A 14,839-nucleotide genomic window follows, 5' to 3' on the forward strand; every position below is an offset into this window, starting at 1 on the left:
ACACCGTGCCGCAAGCCAAACGGCCACGCCGCCAGAGCCATGATGTGGAGCCGCTGATGTCATCCAAAAACAAGAAACCACAGAGATCAGAATTCGACGAAGCCGCGCTCTTCTTTCACCGGCACCCCACTCCCGGAAAGCTGGAAATTCAGGCCACCAAGCCGCTGGGCAACCAGCGCGACCTGGCGCTCGCCTATTCGCCCGGCGTTGCCGCCCCCTGCATGGCCATCCATGATGATCCGAAAACCGCGGCCGATTATACGGCACGGGCCAATCTCGTCGCCGTGGTCTCAAATGGTTCAGCCGTGCTCGGGCTCGGCAATATCGGCCCGCTCGCTTCCAAGCCGGTAATGGAGGGCAAGGCGGTTCTATTCAAAAAGTTTGCCGGCATCGACGTGTTCGACATCGAGATCGACGCACCGGAAATCGACCGCATGGTGGAGACGGTCGCGGCACTCGAACCGACCTTCGGCGGCATCAATCTGGAGGACATCAAGGCACCCGAATGCTTCGAGGTCGAGGAACAGTTGAAAGCCCGCATGGGCATTCCGGTGTTCCATGACGATCAGCACGGCACAGCCATCATTGTGGCCGCGGCGGTTTTGAACGGTCTTGAACTCGCCGGCAAGGACATCGCCTCGGCAAAGATAGTTTCTTCGGGCGCGGGAGCGGCCGCGCTTGCCTGTCTCAACCTGCTCGTTTCGCTCGGTGCGAAGACCGAAAACATCTGGCTTACAGATCGGCACGGCGTCGTCTATGAAGGCCGCAGGGAGGAGATGGACCGCTGGAAAGCGCCGTATGTGAAAGACACGGACGCCCGCAAGCTGGCTGAAGTGATCGGCGGAGCGGATGTGTTTCTCGGGCTCTCGGCGGCTGGTGTGCTAAAGCCGGAAATGCTGGCGGACATGGCCGAGAAACCGCTGATCCTGGCGCTCGCCAACCCTGTGCCCGAGATCATGCCGGACGTGGCACGCGAAGCGCGGCCTGACGCCATGATCTGCACCGGGCGCTCGGACTTCCCGAACCAGGTGAACAACGTTCTGTGCTTCCCCTACATCTTCCGCGGAGCGCTCGACGTGGGTGCGACCGCGATCAACGAAGAGATGAAGCGTGCTGCGGTCAAGGCAATCGCAGGCCTTGCCCGCGAAGAGCCATCCGATGTCGCAGCGCGCGCCTATTCCGGCGAGACGCCGATCTTCGGTCCGGACTTTCTGATCCCTTCACCCTTCGATCCACGCCTCATCCTGCGCATCGCACCGGCGGTTGCCGAAGCGGCCATGAAGAGCGGTGTCGCGGCGCGCCCCATCGAGGACATGGACCAATATCTCGACCGGCTAAACCGCTTCGTGTTCCGCTCCGGCCTCGTGATGAAACCTGTCTTCTCGGCAGCCAAAGGCGCAGGCACCAAGCGTGTGATCTATGCAGACGGCGAGGACGAACGGGTGCTGCGCGCAGCCCAGGTCGTGATCGAGGAAGGCATAGCCGAACCCATCATCATCGGCCGTCCGCACGTGGTGGAAACGCGCCTCAAGCGCTATGGCCTGCGTATTCGTCCCGGCGAGGATTTTTCGATCATCAACCCGGAAGACGACCCGCGCTATCGCGACTATGTTGATCTTCTGGTGCAACTGGCCGGCCGGCGCGGCGTGACGCCCGAAGCCGCGCGCACTCTTGTGCGCACGAACACCACGGTAATTGCCGCCATCGCCATGATGCGCGACGAGGCGGACGCCATGATCTGCGGGCTTGAAGGCCGCTTTGAGAAGCACCTGCGCTACGTGGACATGATCATCGGCAAGCGCGAAGGCGTCTGCGATCTTTCCACCCTCTCCATGCTCATCTCTCAGTTCGGTGTAACCTTCTTTACGGACACCTATGTCACCCTTTGTCCCTCCGCCTCGGAAATCGTCGAAACGACGATCCTTGCGGCGGAGGAGATCCGTCGTTTCGGCATAGAACCCAAAGCAGCGCTTCTCTCGCACTCCAACTTCGGCTCACGCGATTCCGAGAGCTCGATCAAGATGCGCGAGGCGGCATCGATGTTGAAACGTGTTGCCCCCGATCTCGTGTCCGACGGTGAGATGCACGGCGATTCCGCACTTTCGGAGGTGCTACGTCAGCGTGTGTATCCGCAGGCATCGCTCTCCGGCGAAGCCAATCTTCTCGTGTTCCCAAGTCTGGACGCAGCAAACATAACGCTGACCACATTGAAGATCATGACCGATGCGCTGCATGTCGGCCCGATCCTGCTCGGAACGGCCATGCCCGCCCACATTCTGACCCCCTCCGTCACCTCGCGCGGCGTCGTGAACATGACCGCACTTGCGGCCGTCGAAGCCCTGCAGAAGAGCAAGGCCGTGATGACGAACTGAAATTTCCTGCAAAATTTGGTTGCTGCCAATTCATCAATACGCGATAAGGTTGCATTTCTAACTGTAACTTAACCTGATTGGCCTATCTTTCGCCAATTGGCTGACGGTTTCCGCGAAACCGGAACGGGCGTGTTCGCGTGTCAGTCAGTGTGGGCAGACGGGGCGCGGAATGCATCTGGGTGGCAAGTATTTATTGCGTATTGTTTTTGTGTTTGTCACTGCCGCGCTGGGCGCGGCGGCAACAGTCGCCGACGCCAATGCGAAATCGCGAACGTGCAGAAATCTCGAAATGCAGCTTGCGGCCGCCTCGCCGAACTCTTCGGCAAAGGCCAGGGGTTACGACCGCGCTATAGCGAAGCAGCAGCACCAGCTTGGTATTGTGCGTTCACGCCTGCGGCAGGCGCGGTGCGGGGTCGGTATCTTCAAGAACCGCAGCAGCCAATGCACTGACTTGAGAGAATCGGAAACCCGCATGGCGAAAAATCTCGCCAAGCTGCAGAGTGAGCGAGGGCGGAAAGGCGGCGCTTCAGGCAAAGAACGCGCCCGCCTCCGTTCCGCATTGAAAGACAACAATTGTTACGCAAAAAAAAGTCCACAGCAGGCGCAAAGAAAGAAACAGAAACAGGCAGCGTCATCGGGCGGCAGCAAAAAGCCGAATCGCCCCGGAACCGTCTATCAGACCATGTGCGTGCGCGCATGCGACGGTTATTATTTTCCAATCTCGTTTTCGGTTGCGAAGGACAAATTTTCCAGAGACCAGAAGACCTGCGAGGCGCGCTGCCCCGGCGCTGAGGTTGCGCTCTACGCGCATGACGTTCTGAACGAAGAAGCCGAAGACATGATTTCCGTTGCCGACGGCACCCCGTATCGCGCATTACCCAAAGCGTTCAGCTACCGCCAGACCGGCGTGTCGCGCGCCGCCTGCAGTTGCCGTAAGGACAAGCGCTTCACAATCATCGCCGGGGGAAAGGCGGTCGACGCGCGCACTCCAGCGCCCATCGGACCGCCTCCCGCACCCGAAACCCGGTTGATGGCGAAAGAGATGTCCAGTGAGACTTCAGCGAGCTTCTACATCGCAACACCGCCGCAGCAAGAGCCAATGTCAGACAACGCTGCGGCAGCGCATATGGAAAAGAATGCTTCCGTCAACCCGCTGCTCGAAGACGATGCCGCCCAGCGCCGTGTCAGGATAGTCGGGCCAGCGTTTCTTCCCGACCCAGAAGAGGCAATAGACCTGCGAGCTCCGGCCCCTGCTCCCGACCCGTAAGGGCGATGCGGAGCGGCATGAAAAGGCCTCGCCCCTTGCGCCCCGTTCCGGCCTTGACGGCCGCCGTCCATACGCGCCAGGTTTCGGCATCCCATGGCTCCTGCGGCAGGTGCTTCCCCGCCTCGCGAACAAAGATGCGGTCCTCCTCCGAAAGAACAGCATCCTGAGCAGGTTTCGCGCGAACGATGCTCCACCAGTCTGCCGCTTCCGCGACGGCCTCCAGATTGCCGCGCACGGCAAGCCAGAAGGCCTCTGCTTCATCGCCGGCAATGCCAAGGACGGCTAGCCGGTCTTGTACATCGTCAAACGTCATCACCTGAATGAGATGCCGGCTGAGGCCAGAAAGCTCCGCAGGGTCGAATTTGGCAGCCGATTTCGACGTGGAGGTCGGATCGAACAGCGCCGCCAGTTCCTCCATCGAGGAGGCTGCAGCAACGTTTTCGGATGTGCCGATGAGAACCGCAAGCGACGCAACCGCCATCGGCTCGATGCCCGCATCACGCAAGCTGGCAACGGAGAGAGCGCCGGTGCGCTTCGAAAGCCCCTCGCCTGACACGGTTGTCAGCAGGTTGTGATGGCCGAAGGCCGGCGGCTCGGCGCCAAGCGCTCTGAAGAGCGCGATCTGCGCGCCTGTATTGGTGACGTGATCGTCACCACGGATGACATGCGTCACGCCAAGGTCGATATCGTCAACCACGGAAGGCAGCGTGTAGAGATACGTGCCGTCCGCACGGATCAGAACGGGGTCCGACATGGAGGCAAGGTCGACCGTCTGAGGTCCGCGCACCACATCGTCCCATTGCACCTCCGTACGACTGGTCACGAAAGGATCGTCGGCGAAATTCGGGAGAAGAAAGCGCCAGTGCGGCCTGCGCCCCTCGGCTTCCAACGCCGACTTCTCCGCATCTGTGAGTTTTAGCGCCTCGCGGCCATAGACGGGCGGCAGACGGCGCGACAGGCGTATCTTGCGGCGGCGTTCAAGCTCTTCCGGCGTCTCGTAGCTGGGATAGAGAAGCCCGGCCGCCTTCAGCTTTTCAGCGGCGGCATCATAGTGCTCGAACCGGCCCGACTGGGCAACCGTCTGATCCGGTTCGATGCCGAGCCAGGCCAGGTCGCGGGCGATGCCATCGGCATATTCCTGACGCGAGCGCTCTGCATCCGTGTCGTCGAAGCGCAGGATGAAGCGTCCATTCAGCTTCTTCGCATAAAGCCAGTTGAAGAGCGCAGTACGCGTGTTGCCGATATGAATGTGGCCGGTCGGAGACGGCGCGAAACGAACAGTGACTGTCATGGGTGCGGGGGTATCCAAAAGCGCATCGCTTGGCAAGAAAAACGCGGGCCTCAGGCAGGTTCCAGACGGGCATTCAGCCCGCGCGATGCAAACAGGAGCATCACGCAGGCCGCCAGGCAGTAGACGCCCATCACCCCGATCTGCAGCGGATAGTTAACGCCGCGGTCGATCAGGAAGCCTGTAACGCCCGGCCCCATGGCCGTGGCAAAGACCATGATTGCAACGGTCAGTGCGCGAATGGAACCCAAATGTCTGATGCCGTAAACCTCCGGCCAGAGCGCGCCGAAAAGCGTCGAGGAAAAGCCATAGGAAACGCCCATAAGCCCCATAAAAGCAAAGGCGCTCCACTGGGCTTCGCTACCCGCGAGAATGAGACAGGCCGCCCCCAGCGGAACAAGGAAGCCCGGCAGAAGCGCGACGGCTGAAAAACGGTCAATCAACTGGCCCGAGATCAGCGCGAAGACGACCGTCATGGACGCCATGAAGGTAAATGAGGAGGCGAACACCTCCAGAGACCAGCCGCGCAGTTCCACCAGATAAATCTGATGAAAGAAAATCGTGGTGCCGATAAAGCCCGGCGCCATGACGCCGAGAAGCAGAAGATAAAAGACGGGATCGCGCAGCACTTCACCACGCGTCCAGTCACGCACCGTGCTTCTGCGCGCCGCCGGATCGCTGGCGCGCGGCGCACGCTCCACCGCAATCAGGCCGGAGATGACCGGCAATGCAAAGACGAGAAGAAGTGCGGCGGCGATGAACCAGCTATTGCGCCAGCCGACTACCGCGGCAATCGCGACGAAGGCCAGCGGCAGGGTCGCCTCGCCGACATTGTGACCAAGCGTTGCGACGGAAACAGCGCGACCGCGCTGCGCGGAGAACCATCGGCCCATGGCGGTCAGCGAGTTGTGCGTCATCATCCCCTGCCCGAAAAGTCGCAGCATGTAGATCGTCACCACAAGCACCACGAGCGAATGCGAAAGCGCCATCGACACACAGGCGAGCGCCAGAAGCGGAATGATGATGAAGGCGACCCTGCGCGCCGAATAGCGATCGACGATCTGGCCGAGCCGCGGCAGGGTAAACGCGCTGGCGAGCGTCGCCAGCATGTAGAGCGTGCCGAAGGCACCGTGCGACAGACCGTATTCGGCGCGGATATCGCCAGCCGACAGCGAAATGAAGAAGGTCTGGCCGAAGGATGAAAACAGCGTGAGAAGAAACCCGCCCGCAAGCCAGCGCGCATTATCGCGAAGAAAGATCAGATAGGACATGAGCGGAACTCTAGTGCCGGGCAGGATGCGGCGTCGGAACACTGCAAAGCGAATTGCGGGCATCGTAAACGCAGGAGGAAAAAGCGCAATGGCCGCATTGCACCGATTGGATGCGCCAGCCCCTTGCAAAAAACATAAGAATCGACTTATCTATTCACATGAACGAAGCAGACATCTTCAAGGCCCTTGCCGACCCGACACGCAGACAGATGCTCGAACGATTGAGCGGAGGCGAACGCAATGCGACCGAACTGCGGGAGGGGCTCGCCATGTCGCAGCCGGCGGTCTCGCAGCATATCGCCGTGCTGCGCGGCGCCGGCCTGATTGAGGAAGAAAAATCCGGACGGCAGATGCGCTACCGCATAAGGGCGGATGGAATGGCGCCGGTGGTCGACTGGCTTACACGCTATCGCGGCTTCTGGCCCGAACGGGTCGAGAGGCTCAAAACACTGCTCAGGGAGATGGACCAGTGAGCGACGCCGACACTGAAAACACGAACGAAAACATTGTTCTGGAGTGCCTTCTGGAATCTCCGCCCGAAAAGGTCTGGCGCGCACTTACCGTTCCCGAACTTGCGGCAGGCTGGCTTGGTGAGCCCGGTGACGGCGGCAGGGAACCGGCCTATGAAATCCTCGACACAGAGCCCTGTTCGCGTGTGCGCTATACTTGGCGTGACGAGCAGACCGACGCGCCAGACACGCTGGTGACCTTCGAGATCAGCCCCGCACCCGACGGCAATACGTGGTTTCGTCTAACCCACAGCCACTGCGCCCTGCCACGCCTGGCTGCAAACAGCAACGGCGCGCCGACGGCACGCGCTGCCTGACATCCACCAGAACCGACATTGACAAAAAAGGAGATCGCGATGCGCGACACGATGGCGCTCGTCCCAATGGTCGTGGAGCAGTCACCGAGAGGCGAACGTTCCTTCGACATCTACTCGAGACTTCTGCGAGAGCGGATCATCTTCCTGAATGGGGAGGTGAATGACGACTCGGCCGCACTCATCTGCGCACAGCTTCTGTTCCTGGAATCGGAAAATCCCGAGCGCGAGATTTCCTTCTACATCAACTCGCCGGGAGGTGTGGTGTCGAGCGGCTTTGCCATCTATGACACGATGAATTTCATCAACAGCCCGGTGGCGACTGTCTGCATGGGTACGGCCGGTTCCATGGGATCGTTCCTTCTGATGGCGGGGGAACCCGGCCGGCGCGCGGCACTTGCCAATGCCAGCGTCGTTCTGCATCAGCCTTCGGGCGGCTTTCGTGGTCAGGCATCCGATGTGCAGCGCCACGCGGAAGACATATTGAAGCTGAAACGCCGGATGATCCGGCTCTATGCGGAACATTGCGGGCGCACTGAAGAGGAAGTGGAACGCACGCTCGACCGCGACTTCTTCATGACTGCGCAGGAAGCCTGCGACTGGGGCCTTGTCGACCGGGTCTATTCAACCAGGACGGATCTGGAGCGCCAGAAAGCGCAAAAGCCTGCCAGCTCCTGAAAGCTGTTCTCTAACAGCTCGTTACGAGCGATCCCTGAATCTGTTCGTGATCGGATAACGACGGTCTCGCCCGAAATTCTTCTTCGTGATCTTCACGCCGGGCGCGGCCTGCCGCCGCTTGTATTCGGCAATATAGAGCAGGTGCTCGACGCGATGCACCGTCTCGCGCTCATGGCCCCGCGCAACGATCGCGTCGACACTCATCTCGCCTTCGACCAGGCATTCCAGAATGTCGTCGAGCACCGGATAGGGCGGCAGTGAATCCTGATCCGTCTGGTCGGGACGAAGCTCGGCCGACGGCGCCTTGTCGATGATGTTTTGCGGAATAACCTCGCCGGAGGGGCCGAGCGCACCGGGTGGCACGATCGTGTTGCGCCAGGACGACAGGGCATAGACCTGCATCTTGTAGACGTCCTTGATCGGATTGAACCCGCCATTCATGTCGCCATAGAGCGTGGCGTAACCGACCGACATTTCCGACTTGTTGCCGGTGGTGACAACCATGGAACCGAACTTGTTGGAAACGGCCATGAGGATCGTGCCACGGGTACGGCTTTGCAGGTTCTCCTCCGTCACCCCCTCTGCGGTGCCTTCAAAAAGCTGGCCAAGCGCGCTCGAAAATCCTTCGACCGGTTCCGAGATCGGCACGATGTCGTAGCGGCAACCGAGCGCACGGGCGCAGTCTTCGGCATCCTTCAATGAATCCTTCGAGGTGTAGCGGTAGGGCATCATGATGCAGCGCACCCGCTCCTCGCCCAGCGCATCGACGGCGAGCGCAGCACAAATCGCCGAGTCGATGCCGCCCGAGAGACCAAGAACCACATTCTTGAAGCCGTTCTTGTTCACATAGTCGCGCAGGCCCAGCATGCAGGCCCGATAATCGGCCTCTTCCTTCTCCGGAATCCTCGACATGGGGCCGTCATCGCAGCGCCAGCCCTCGCCCTCGCGCTTCCAGGCGGAGACGGAGACTGCCTCCTCGAACTGGCTCATCTGGAATGCGAGCGACTTGTCGGCCTGTATGGCAAAGGACGCGCCATCGAAGACAAGCTCGTCCTGCCCGCCAAGCTGATTGGCGTAAAGCATCGGCAAGCCGCTTTCGATGACCTGACGGATGACGACCTGATGGCGCACCTCGACCTTGCCGCGATAGTAGGGGGAGCCGTTCGGCACCAGCAAAATCTCGGCGCCGGATTCGGCCAGTGTCTCGCAGACATCGAGTTCGCCCCAGATATCCTCGCAAATCGGGATACCTATTCGGATGCCGCGGAAATTCACGGGCCCCGGCATATCCGGGCCTGGCTGAAAGACACGTTTCTCGTCAAATTCCCCGTAATTGGGCAGGTCGAGTTTGTATCGCTCGGCGATCACCTTGCCGCCATCAAGCACCATGATCGCATTGTGCAGACCGCTCTTGCGCTTTAGCGGCACACCGATGATGACGCCCGGACCGCCATCCTTTGTGTCATCGGCAAGTGCCTGGACGGCCGTCTCGCAGGCCTCGACAAACGCGGGTTTGAGGACGAGGTCCTCCGGCGGATACCCGGCAATGAACAGCTCGGTGAACAGGACGAGATCAGCCCCATGGCGCGCAGCGTCCGCCCGTGCCTCGCGCGCCTTCGCCAGATTTCCCGCAACATCGCCAACGACTGGATTAAGCTGTGCAGTGGCAATACGCAGAATGTCAGAAGGGGCAGACTTGGGAGGCATGACGTTCCTGTTCGGTGAGGCAAGGACAGCGAAGTGTCTAAAGCGTGTAGCCTTTGCACCCCATGCTTGCAACACTCCGGCGTGTATCAGAGGCCGACGCCAAGCCCCTCTTCACTTCTATCCAGAATGAGCGGAATGATAAGATCCTCCTCATCGTCCAGATGACGCAGCAGCATGGCGAGCAGAGCCTCGTTTTCCCGCGCATAGGCATCAGCGGCAAAGCGCACTTGATCGCCGTCCGCCTGAAGTGCCTGCAAAAACGCCGTGCCACTCTCCGCATTGCGCTCAAGCGCGTCATGGATGACGTGATGGTCGCTGTCGAGCAAATCAAAACCGTGCTTCATGCGCGGCTCCGCTTTTGCAAAAACCGGGAAATAGTGCATGTCCTCGATTTGATGGTGTCCGTGAAGCTGCTGCAGGAAGAAGCGCAGGCGAGGCGCGAACCAGACAGCGAAATCGCGCGGAGCGAGCTTCTGCTCCCGATAATCGCCCATGCCCGCCTTCAACATGCCGCCAAGCTCACGAAACATGTCGTGGCGCTGCAGCCAGAACCGTGCCATCTCGCCAAGGTTCGGATGCGACGGCCAGACCTCTCGTGGGTATTTCTCCACGAGATAACGCAGATCGGCAGGCAATCCGTTCCGGGTCTCAAGATTCGGCATTTCTGGTAGGATCGTCATTCGTTGCGCCTGGTTTGAGCGACGACAACACTCGGGCTGCCAAGCGCGTGTTGGGGCAGCTCATCCGCAATAGCATAGAAGTCCCCCCTGTCGGCCACGAAAATGTGGCTTTCGGCCGTGAGGCCTGATGGCAGGTCGAAGGCACCGGCCAGAATCGAGATCTTGTCCGCATCATTGCGCTTCCAGAACAGGGCGGAGCCACATGTCCTGCAGAAACCGCGTTTGGCGAAATCGGAGGCCGCATACCAGGTAATGTTCCCCTCGCCTTCAATGACGACGTTCGACACATCGACATCCGTCGCGGCATAGTAGAGCCCTGTCTGCTTGCGGCACTGCGAGCAGTGACAATAGACAACGCCGCGCAGCGCGCCCCTGGTGCGAAAACGGACCGCACCACACAGGCACGATCCGTTGCTTTCTTTCGTCATGGTTCCCTCCGAACGCGATCCAGTCGTATCCGGAACCATATTTATCAGCTCAAAGCCGCCGGCGACATCAACTATGCCTGAAGCTAAGCATCAGGCGGTTTCAGCCGTTGGCCACCTTGCCTGCCGGCAGGGCCTCACGGTCTTTCTTCAGGAGTTCGGCCACCAGGAAAGACAGCTCAAGCGCCTGATCGGCATTGAGACGAGGGTCACAATGGGTGTGGTAGCGATCCTGCAGCTCCTCGTCGCGGATGGCGCGCGCGCCGCCCGTGCACTCGGTAACGTTCTTGCCCGTCATCTCTACATGCAGGCCGCCCGGATGCGATCCTTCAGCGCGATGCACCTCGAAGAAGGTCTGAACCTCCTTGAGGATGCGGTCGAAGGGCCGCGTTTTGTAGCCGGCCGCAGTGACGGTGTTGCCGTGCATCGGATCGCACGACCAGACAACCTTGCGCCCTTCTTTCTCCACCGCGCGGATGAGCCTGGGCAGGTATTCGCCCACCTTGTCCGCACCGAAACGTGCAATCAGGGTCAGGCGGCCGGGCTCGTTTTCCGGGTTCAGAATATCGATCAGCTCGATCAGACCGTCGGGCGAGAGCGAGGGACCGCATTTAAGACCGAGCGGGTTCTTGATACCGCGGCAGTATTCCACATGGGCATGATCGGGCTGGCGGGTGCGATCGCCGATCCAGATCATATGACCGGATGTTGCATACCAGTCGCCGGATGTGGAATCGACGCGCGTGAGCGCCTCCTCGTAGCCAAGAAGCAGCCCCTCATGGCTCGTGTAGAAATCCGTCTCGCGCAGCGCATGCGTGCTTTCGCCGGTGATGCCGATGGCGCGCATGAAATCGACCGTCTCGGAGATGCGGTTGGCCAGCTCCTGATAGCGCTCGGCCTGCGGACTGTCGGACAGGAAGCCCAGCATCCACTTGTGGACGTTTTCCAGATTGGCGAAACCGCCCTGCGCAAAGGCGCGCAGAAGGTTCAGCGTTGCCGCCGACTGGCGGTACACCATTTCCTGACGTGCCGGATCGGGAATACGCGAGGCTTCGTCGAATTCAATGCCATTGATGATGTCACCGCGGTAACTCGGCAGCACCACATCACCCTTGGTCTCGTTGTCGGAGGAGCGCGGCTTTGCGAACTGGCCTGCGATGCGCCCGACCTTCACCACCGGCTGCGAACCGGCATAGGTCAAGACAACGGCCATCTGCAGGAAGGCGCGGAAGAAGTCGCGGATATTGTCGGCACCGTGCTCGGCAAAACTCTCGGCGCAATCGCCGCCCTGAAGCAGAAAACCGTTGCCTTCGGCCACGGCAGCGAGCTGCTTCTTCAGCTTACGCGCCTCACCTGCAAAAACGAGCGGCGGATACGTGGCCATGCGCGCCTCGACCTCGGCCAGGGCGTCAGCGTCCGGATAAGCCGGAACCTGCAGGATTGGCTTGTTTCTCCACGAATTCGGCGACCACTTCGTCATCTTGCTTACTCGACAGTTGCTATAGGATCATGTCCTCTATCCGCTGAAATCTCCAAGACGGATACTGGAAGGCCGCTTTCTTAACCAAAGGAAGCGCCCGATACTAGCCCGCAATTGTGGCGTTCGGGAAACACTAACGCACGAAAGGTGCAAAATCAGAGATTTTTTGCATTATCAGTGCGTCGAAATACGCCTCCTCATCGGCCTCAAGCCTCACCGCGCGCGGATAGCCCGGCGTCTTGCGATCAGCAATCACCGTAGCATCGAAACCCTCGGTCTCGCGAACAAAACGTTCGACGCCGGCACGGCCATACTCCCGCAGAAACCCCTGCAGCACCGCGTCGAGATAAGACTGGATGATTTCGAGACGAACGGAAGCCTGATCCGCTGATGCTTCATAGACATAAAGCGAACAGCCGGCAGGCAGCTCAGCAGACAATTCCAGATCAGACGGGGTGAGCGAGACACGCCGGTAGCGCTCTTCGCGCTGATCGACGGCGGCGAGATTCTCGGCCCGATCGACAACGAGCAAACCGTCAATGACGGAATCAGGGTCGCGCCGCACACTCAGGAGCGCACGGCTGCTTTCGCCATCGCGGCGCACCCACTGGCGGCGCCAGCCCTTAAGCCGCGCCGGGTATGCTCCGACAATCTCCGTGCGGTGCGTATCGCGGTTGACGAGCGACCCGTAGCCAAAATAGGCGACCAGACCATTCACGCCGCAGCCCTCTCCCATCTCACTCGACCCGTTGGCCTTTCTCGACGCGATATGTCGGCTGATACATCGTGACCAGTTCTTCGGCCGCGGACGGGTGCACCGCCATCGTTCGATCGAAATCATCCTTGGTCAGCCGCGCCTTGAGCGAGATGCCCAGAACCTGAGCCATTTCGCCGGCATCCGGACCCATGACATGAGCGCCAAGCACACGCCGGGTCTCGCTGTCTACAACGAGCTTCATGAGCATCTTCTCCTGCCGCCCGGACAGCGTGTGGCGCATGGGCCGGAAGCTCGCCCGATAGATTTCCAGTCGATCGAAGCGCTGCGCCGCCTCGTCCTCGGAGAGCCCCACCGTACCGATTTCGGGCTGTGAGAACACGGCCGTGGCAATCGTGTCGTGATCGACTTCGGTCGGATTGCCCTTATACTCGGTCTCGATAAAGCACATCGCTTCGTGGATTGCGACCGGCGTCAGTTGTACGCGATTGGTCACATCCCCCAGCGCCCAGATGTTTTCGACATTCGTGCGAGAGAAACCGTCGACCGGGATTTCACCAATCTTGCCGGTCTCCACACCGGCAGCCTCGAGCCCGAGACCTTCGGTGTTCGGAATGCGGCCAATGGCCAGCATGACCTGACCGGCCTCAAGGGTGGCGCCGGACTTGAGATGAACGAGAAGATCACCCTCCCCGCGCTTTTCCACCTTCGTCAGGACGTCCTGGCACAGGATCCTGATACCCTTGGCCTCCATCGTCGCGTGAAGCTCGCGGCGCAGATCCTGATCGAAACGCGACAGGATTTCCTTGCCGCGATAGACCAGCGTGGTGTCGACCCCCAGGCCATGAAAGATATTGGCGAACTCGACGGCAATATAGCCACCACCCTCAATGACGATAGACCCGGGCAGCGCCTCCAGGTCGAAGGCCTCGTTGGAAAATATGCAATGCTCATGGCCAGGAAGCGCCAGGTGCGGATTGGGGCGTCCGCCGACAGCGATGATGATTCTTTCGGCCGTCACGCACTTTCCACCAACATCAAGCGTGTGGCGATCCACCAGCGTCGCACGGGCCTCGAAGATCTCGGCGCCGGCATTCTCAAGCCCCTTGCGATAAAGGCCCTCGAGCCGGGCAATCTCACGGTCCTTGTTCGTGACGAGAGTTTTCCAGTCGAAGGTGGGCCTGGGCACGGTCCAGCCATAGCCGGCTGCATCCTCGAAATGCTCCGGAAACTGCGAGGCGTATACATAGAGCTTCTTCGGCACACAGCCGCGAATGACGCAGGTGCCGCCAAAGCGGTATTCTTCGGCAATGGCAACGCGTTTTCCAAGGCCTGCTGCAAGACGTGCAGCGCGCACCCCACCAGAACCGCCGCCAATCACAAAAAGATCGTAGTCGAAATCGCTCATTCTCTGATCCTCGCCCCTTGAATACCGTGAATCCGCCGCGCCCGAGCGCTTCTGAAACTCTGCAGCAACGGGAATGCTGCACCGCCGCACTCACTTAGAAACGCCCGTAGAAGAATAAAAGCCCGGTGCGACGACCGGGCTCTAACTGTTTCGTGATCGAAAGCTTACTGGGCGGTTTCCTCGCCGGCAGCCTCTCCGCTGCCGGTCGCGCCAGTCGCGGCCTGGATCTGCTGCCCGACCATCTGGGCGAGATCACGCGCGATGCCGCGACGCCAGATTTCTCCGGCCTTCAGGACCTCGCGGGTCACAATGGGGCCGTCCTCGATCAGTTTCATGCCCGTCGGGGAGGTGTAGAACTGCGCGATCTCTGTCAGTTCCTGCTCGGAGAAGACGCGAGCATAGGCCTGCGCGGCTTCCCGTTCGAGGTCGACCCGGCGGCTTGCCAGCTCAATGGCCTTCTCGTCCACCGTGGCATTGATCAGCGCCACCATATCCGGGTTCTTGCGGATCAGTTCCGACTTGAGCGCGGCAGCGGCCTGTGGCAGCACGCCATCAAAATCGTCGGTTGCGTTGATCGCATCAATCGCGGAGCGCGCCGCGGCGAGATGGGACGCGGAAATCTCCTGCGCGCCGGCAGGAGCGAAAGCGAACGTCACCGCCACGGCTGCAGAAGCTGCAACAAGGCGGATGCGGGTTGCCAGATTCATATGTTTCTCACTCCATTC

Annotated in this window: 14 protein-coding genes; 5 read left to right on the forward strand and 9 right to left on the reverse strand. The window is 60.4% G+C overall.

What is annotated here, in order from left to right:
- The first annotated feature begins 56 nt into the window (after positions 1 to 56).
- Together BLW55_RS02855 and BLW55_RS02860 are read left to right on the forward strand one after the other, a co-directional pair.
- Entirely contained in the window at positions 57 to 2,372 is a 2,316-nt protein-coding gene (locus BLW55_RS02855) for an NADP-dependent malic enzyme (protein WP_090326557.1), read from the forward strand.
- A 169-nt stretch (positions 2,373 to 2,541) separates the two neighbouring features.
- Positions 2,542 to 3,639 (forward strand): DUF2865 domain-containing protein, encoded by a 1,098-nt coding sequence (locus BLW55_RS02860; RefSeq protein WP_090326560.1) that lies wholly within the window; start codon positions 2,542 to 2,544, stop codon positions 3,637 to 3,639.
- Here BLW55_RS02860 and gltX read toward each other — a convergent pair.
- Both gltX and BLW55_RS02870 read right to left on the reverse strand, forming a co-directional pair.
- A complete protein-coding gene (gltX, locus tag BLW55_RS02865; RefSeq protein WP_090326562.1) occupies positions 3,557 to 4,930 on the reverse strand; it encodes a glutamate--tRNA ligase in 1,374 nt (457 codons plus the stop codon). The two genes, BLW55_RS02860 and gltX, sit on opposite strands and share 83 nt — an antisense overlap.
- A 50-nt stretch (positions 4,931 to 4,980) precedes the next feature.
- On the reverse strand, positions 4,981 to 6,198 hold the full coding sequence (locus BLW55_RS02870; RefSeq protein WP_090326565.1) for an MFS transporter: 1,218 nt from the start codon (positions 6,196 to 6,198) through the stop codon (positions 4,981 to 4,983).
- Positions 6,199 to 6,356: 158 nt separating this feature from the next.
- Between BLW55_RS02870 and BLW55_RS02875 the strand changes: the two genes are divergently transcribed.
- The 3 genes from BLW55_RS02875 to BLW55_RS02885 are packed head-to-tail and all read left to right on the forward strand — an operon-like array spanning position 6,357 to position 7,699.
- Complete coding sequence (locus BLW55_RS02875; RefSeq protein WP_007007115.1) at positions 6,357 to 6,671, forward strand: ArsR/SmtB family transcription factor; 315 nt, start codon at positions 6,357 to 6,359, stop codon at positions 6,669 to 6,671.
- Positions 6,668 to 7,024 (forward strand): SRPBCC family protein, encoded by a 357-nt coding sequence (locus BLW55_RS02880; protein WP_007007114.1) that lies wholly within the window; start codon positions 6,668 to 6,670, stop codon positions 7,022 to 7,024. The genes BLW55_RS02875 and BLW55_RS02880 overlap by 4 nt, the downstream gene beginning before the upstream one ends.
- A gap of 39 nt (positions 7,025 to 7,063) precedes the next feature.
- Entirely contained in the window at positions 7,064 to 7,699 is a 636-nt protein-coding gene (locus BLW55_RS02885) for an ATP-dependent Clp protease proteolytic subunit (RefSeq protein WP_025030937.1), read from the forward strand.
- A gap of 21 nt (positions 7,700 to 7,720) precedes the next feature.
- On the opposite strand, the gene BLW55_RS02890 is transcribed toward BLW55_RS02885, so the two are convergent.
- The 7 genes from BLW55_RS02890 to BLW55_RS02920 form a co-directional block, all read right to left on the reverse strand.
- The gene (locus BLW55_RS02890; RefSeq protein ID WP_090326568.1) at positions 7,721 to 9,406 is read right to left on the reverse strand and encodes an NAD+ synthase; all 1,686 of its coding nucleotides are present in this window, start codon (positions 9,404 to 9,406) and stop codon (positions 7,721 to 7,723) included.
- Positions 9,407 to 9,492: 86 nt separating this feature from the next.
- Positions 9,493 to 10,086: a hemerythrin domain-containing protein gene (locus BLW55_RS02895; RefSeq protein WP_052017315.1), complete on the reverse strand. Its 594-nt coding sequence runs from the start codon at positions 10,084 to 10,086 to the stop codon at positions 9,493 to 9,495.
- Positions 10,083 to 10,514: a GFA family protein gene (locus tag BLW55_RS02900; RefSeq protein WP_007007110.1), complete on the reverse strand. Its 432-nt coding sequence runs from the start codon at positions 10,512 to 10,514 to the stop codon at positions 10,083 to 10,085. The genes BLW55_RS02895 and BLW55_RS02900 overlap by 4 nt, the downstream gene beginning before the upstream one ends.
- A 100-nt stretch (positions 10,515 to 10,614) precedes the next feature.
- A complete protein-coding gene (locus tag BLW55_RS02905; RefSeq protein ID WP_007007109.1) occupies positions 10,615 to 11,991 on the reverse strand; it encodes a class II 3-deoxy-7-phosphoheptulonate synthase in 1,377 nt (458 codons plus the stop codon).
- 133 nt (positions 11,992 to 12,124) lie between these two features.
- Positions 12,125 to 12,709, reverse strand: coding sequence for a gamma-glutamylcyclotransferase family protein (locus BLW55_RS02910; protein WP_244508968.1), 585 nt, complete (start codon positions 12,707 to 12,709; stop codon positions 12,125 to 12,127).
- A gap of 19 nt (positions 12,710 to 12,728) precedes the next feature.
- The gene (gene gor, locus BLW55_RS02915) at positions 12,729 to 14,114 is read right to left on the reverse strand and encodes a glutathione-disulfide reductase (protein WP_090326574.1); all 1,386 of its coding nucleotides are present in this window, start codon (positions 14,112 to 14,114) and stop codon (positions 12,729 to 12,731) included.
- A 164-nt stretch (positions 14,115 to 14,278) separates the two neighbouring features.
- Positions 14,279 to 14,821, reverse strand: a complete 543-nt coding sequence (locus BLW55_RS02920; RefSeq protein WP_007007106.1) for a DUF2059 domain-containing protein — start codon at positions 14,819 to 14,821, stop codon at positions 14,279 to 14,281.
- Positions 14,822 to 14,839: the final 18 nt, after the last annotated feature.

It is taken from the genome of Nitratireductor aquibiodomus, assembly GCF_900105565.1.
GTDB lineage: Bacteria > Pseudomonadota > Alphaproteobacteria > Rhizobiales > Rhizobiaceae > Nitratireductor > Nitratireductor aquibiodomus.

Coding starts and splice junctions, on each gene's coding strand:
- BLW55_RS02890 (WP_090326568.1), bottom strand. CDS start 9,406: ATGCCTCCCAAGTCTGCCCCTTCTGACATTCTGCGTATTGCCACTGCA.
- BLW55_RS02885 (WP_025030937.1), top strand. CDS start 7,064: ATGCGCGACACGATGGCGCTCGTCCCAATGGTCGTGGAGCAGTCACCG.
- BLW55_RS02900 (WP_007007110.1), bottom strand. CDS start 10,514: ATGACGAAAGAAAGCAACGGATCGTGCCTGTGTGGTGCGGTCCGTTTT.
- BLW55_RS02895 (WP_052017315.1), bottom strand. CDS start 10,086: ATGACGATCCTACCAGAAATGCCGAATCTTGAGACCCGGAACGGATTG.
- BLW55_RS02905 (WP_007007109.1), bottom strand. CDS start 11,991: ATGACGAAGTGGTCGCCGAATTCGTGGAGAAACAAGCCAATCCTGCAG.
- BLW55_RS02870 (WP_090326565.1), bottom strand. CDS start 6,198: ATGTCCTATCTGATCTTTCTTCGCGATAATGCGCGCTGGCTTGCGGGC.
- BLW55_RS02875 (WP_007007115.1), top strand. CDS start 6,357: ATGAACGAAGCAGACATCTTCAAGGCCCTTGCCGACCCGACACGCAGA.
- gor (WP_090326574.1), bottom strand. CDS start 14,114: ATGAGCGATTTCGACTACGATCTTTTTGTGATTGGCGGCGGTTCTGGT.
- BLW55_RS02920 (WP_007007106.1), bottom strand. CDS start 14,821: ATGAATCTGGCAACCCGCATCCGCCTTGTTGCAGCTTCTGCAGCCGTG.
- BLW55_RS02855 (WP_090326557.1), top strand. CDS start 57: ATGTCATCCAAAAACAAGAAACCACAGAGATCAGAATTCGACGAAGCC.
- gltX (WP_090326562.1), bottom strand. CDS start 4,930: ATGACAGTCACTGTTCGTTTCGCGCCGTCTCCGACCGGCCACATTCAT.
- BLW55_RS02860 (WP_090326560.1), top strand. CDS start 2,542: ATGCATCTGGGTGGCAAGTATTTATTGCGTATTGTTTTTGTGTTTGTC.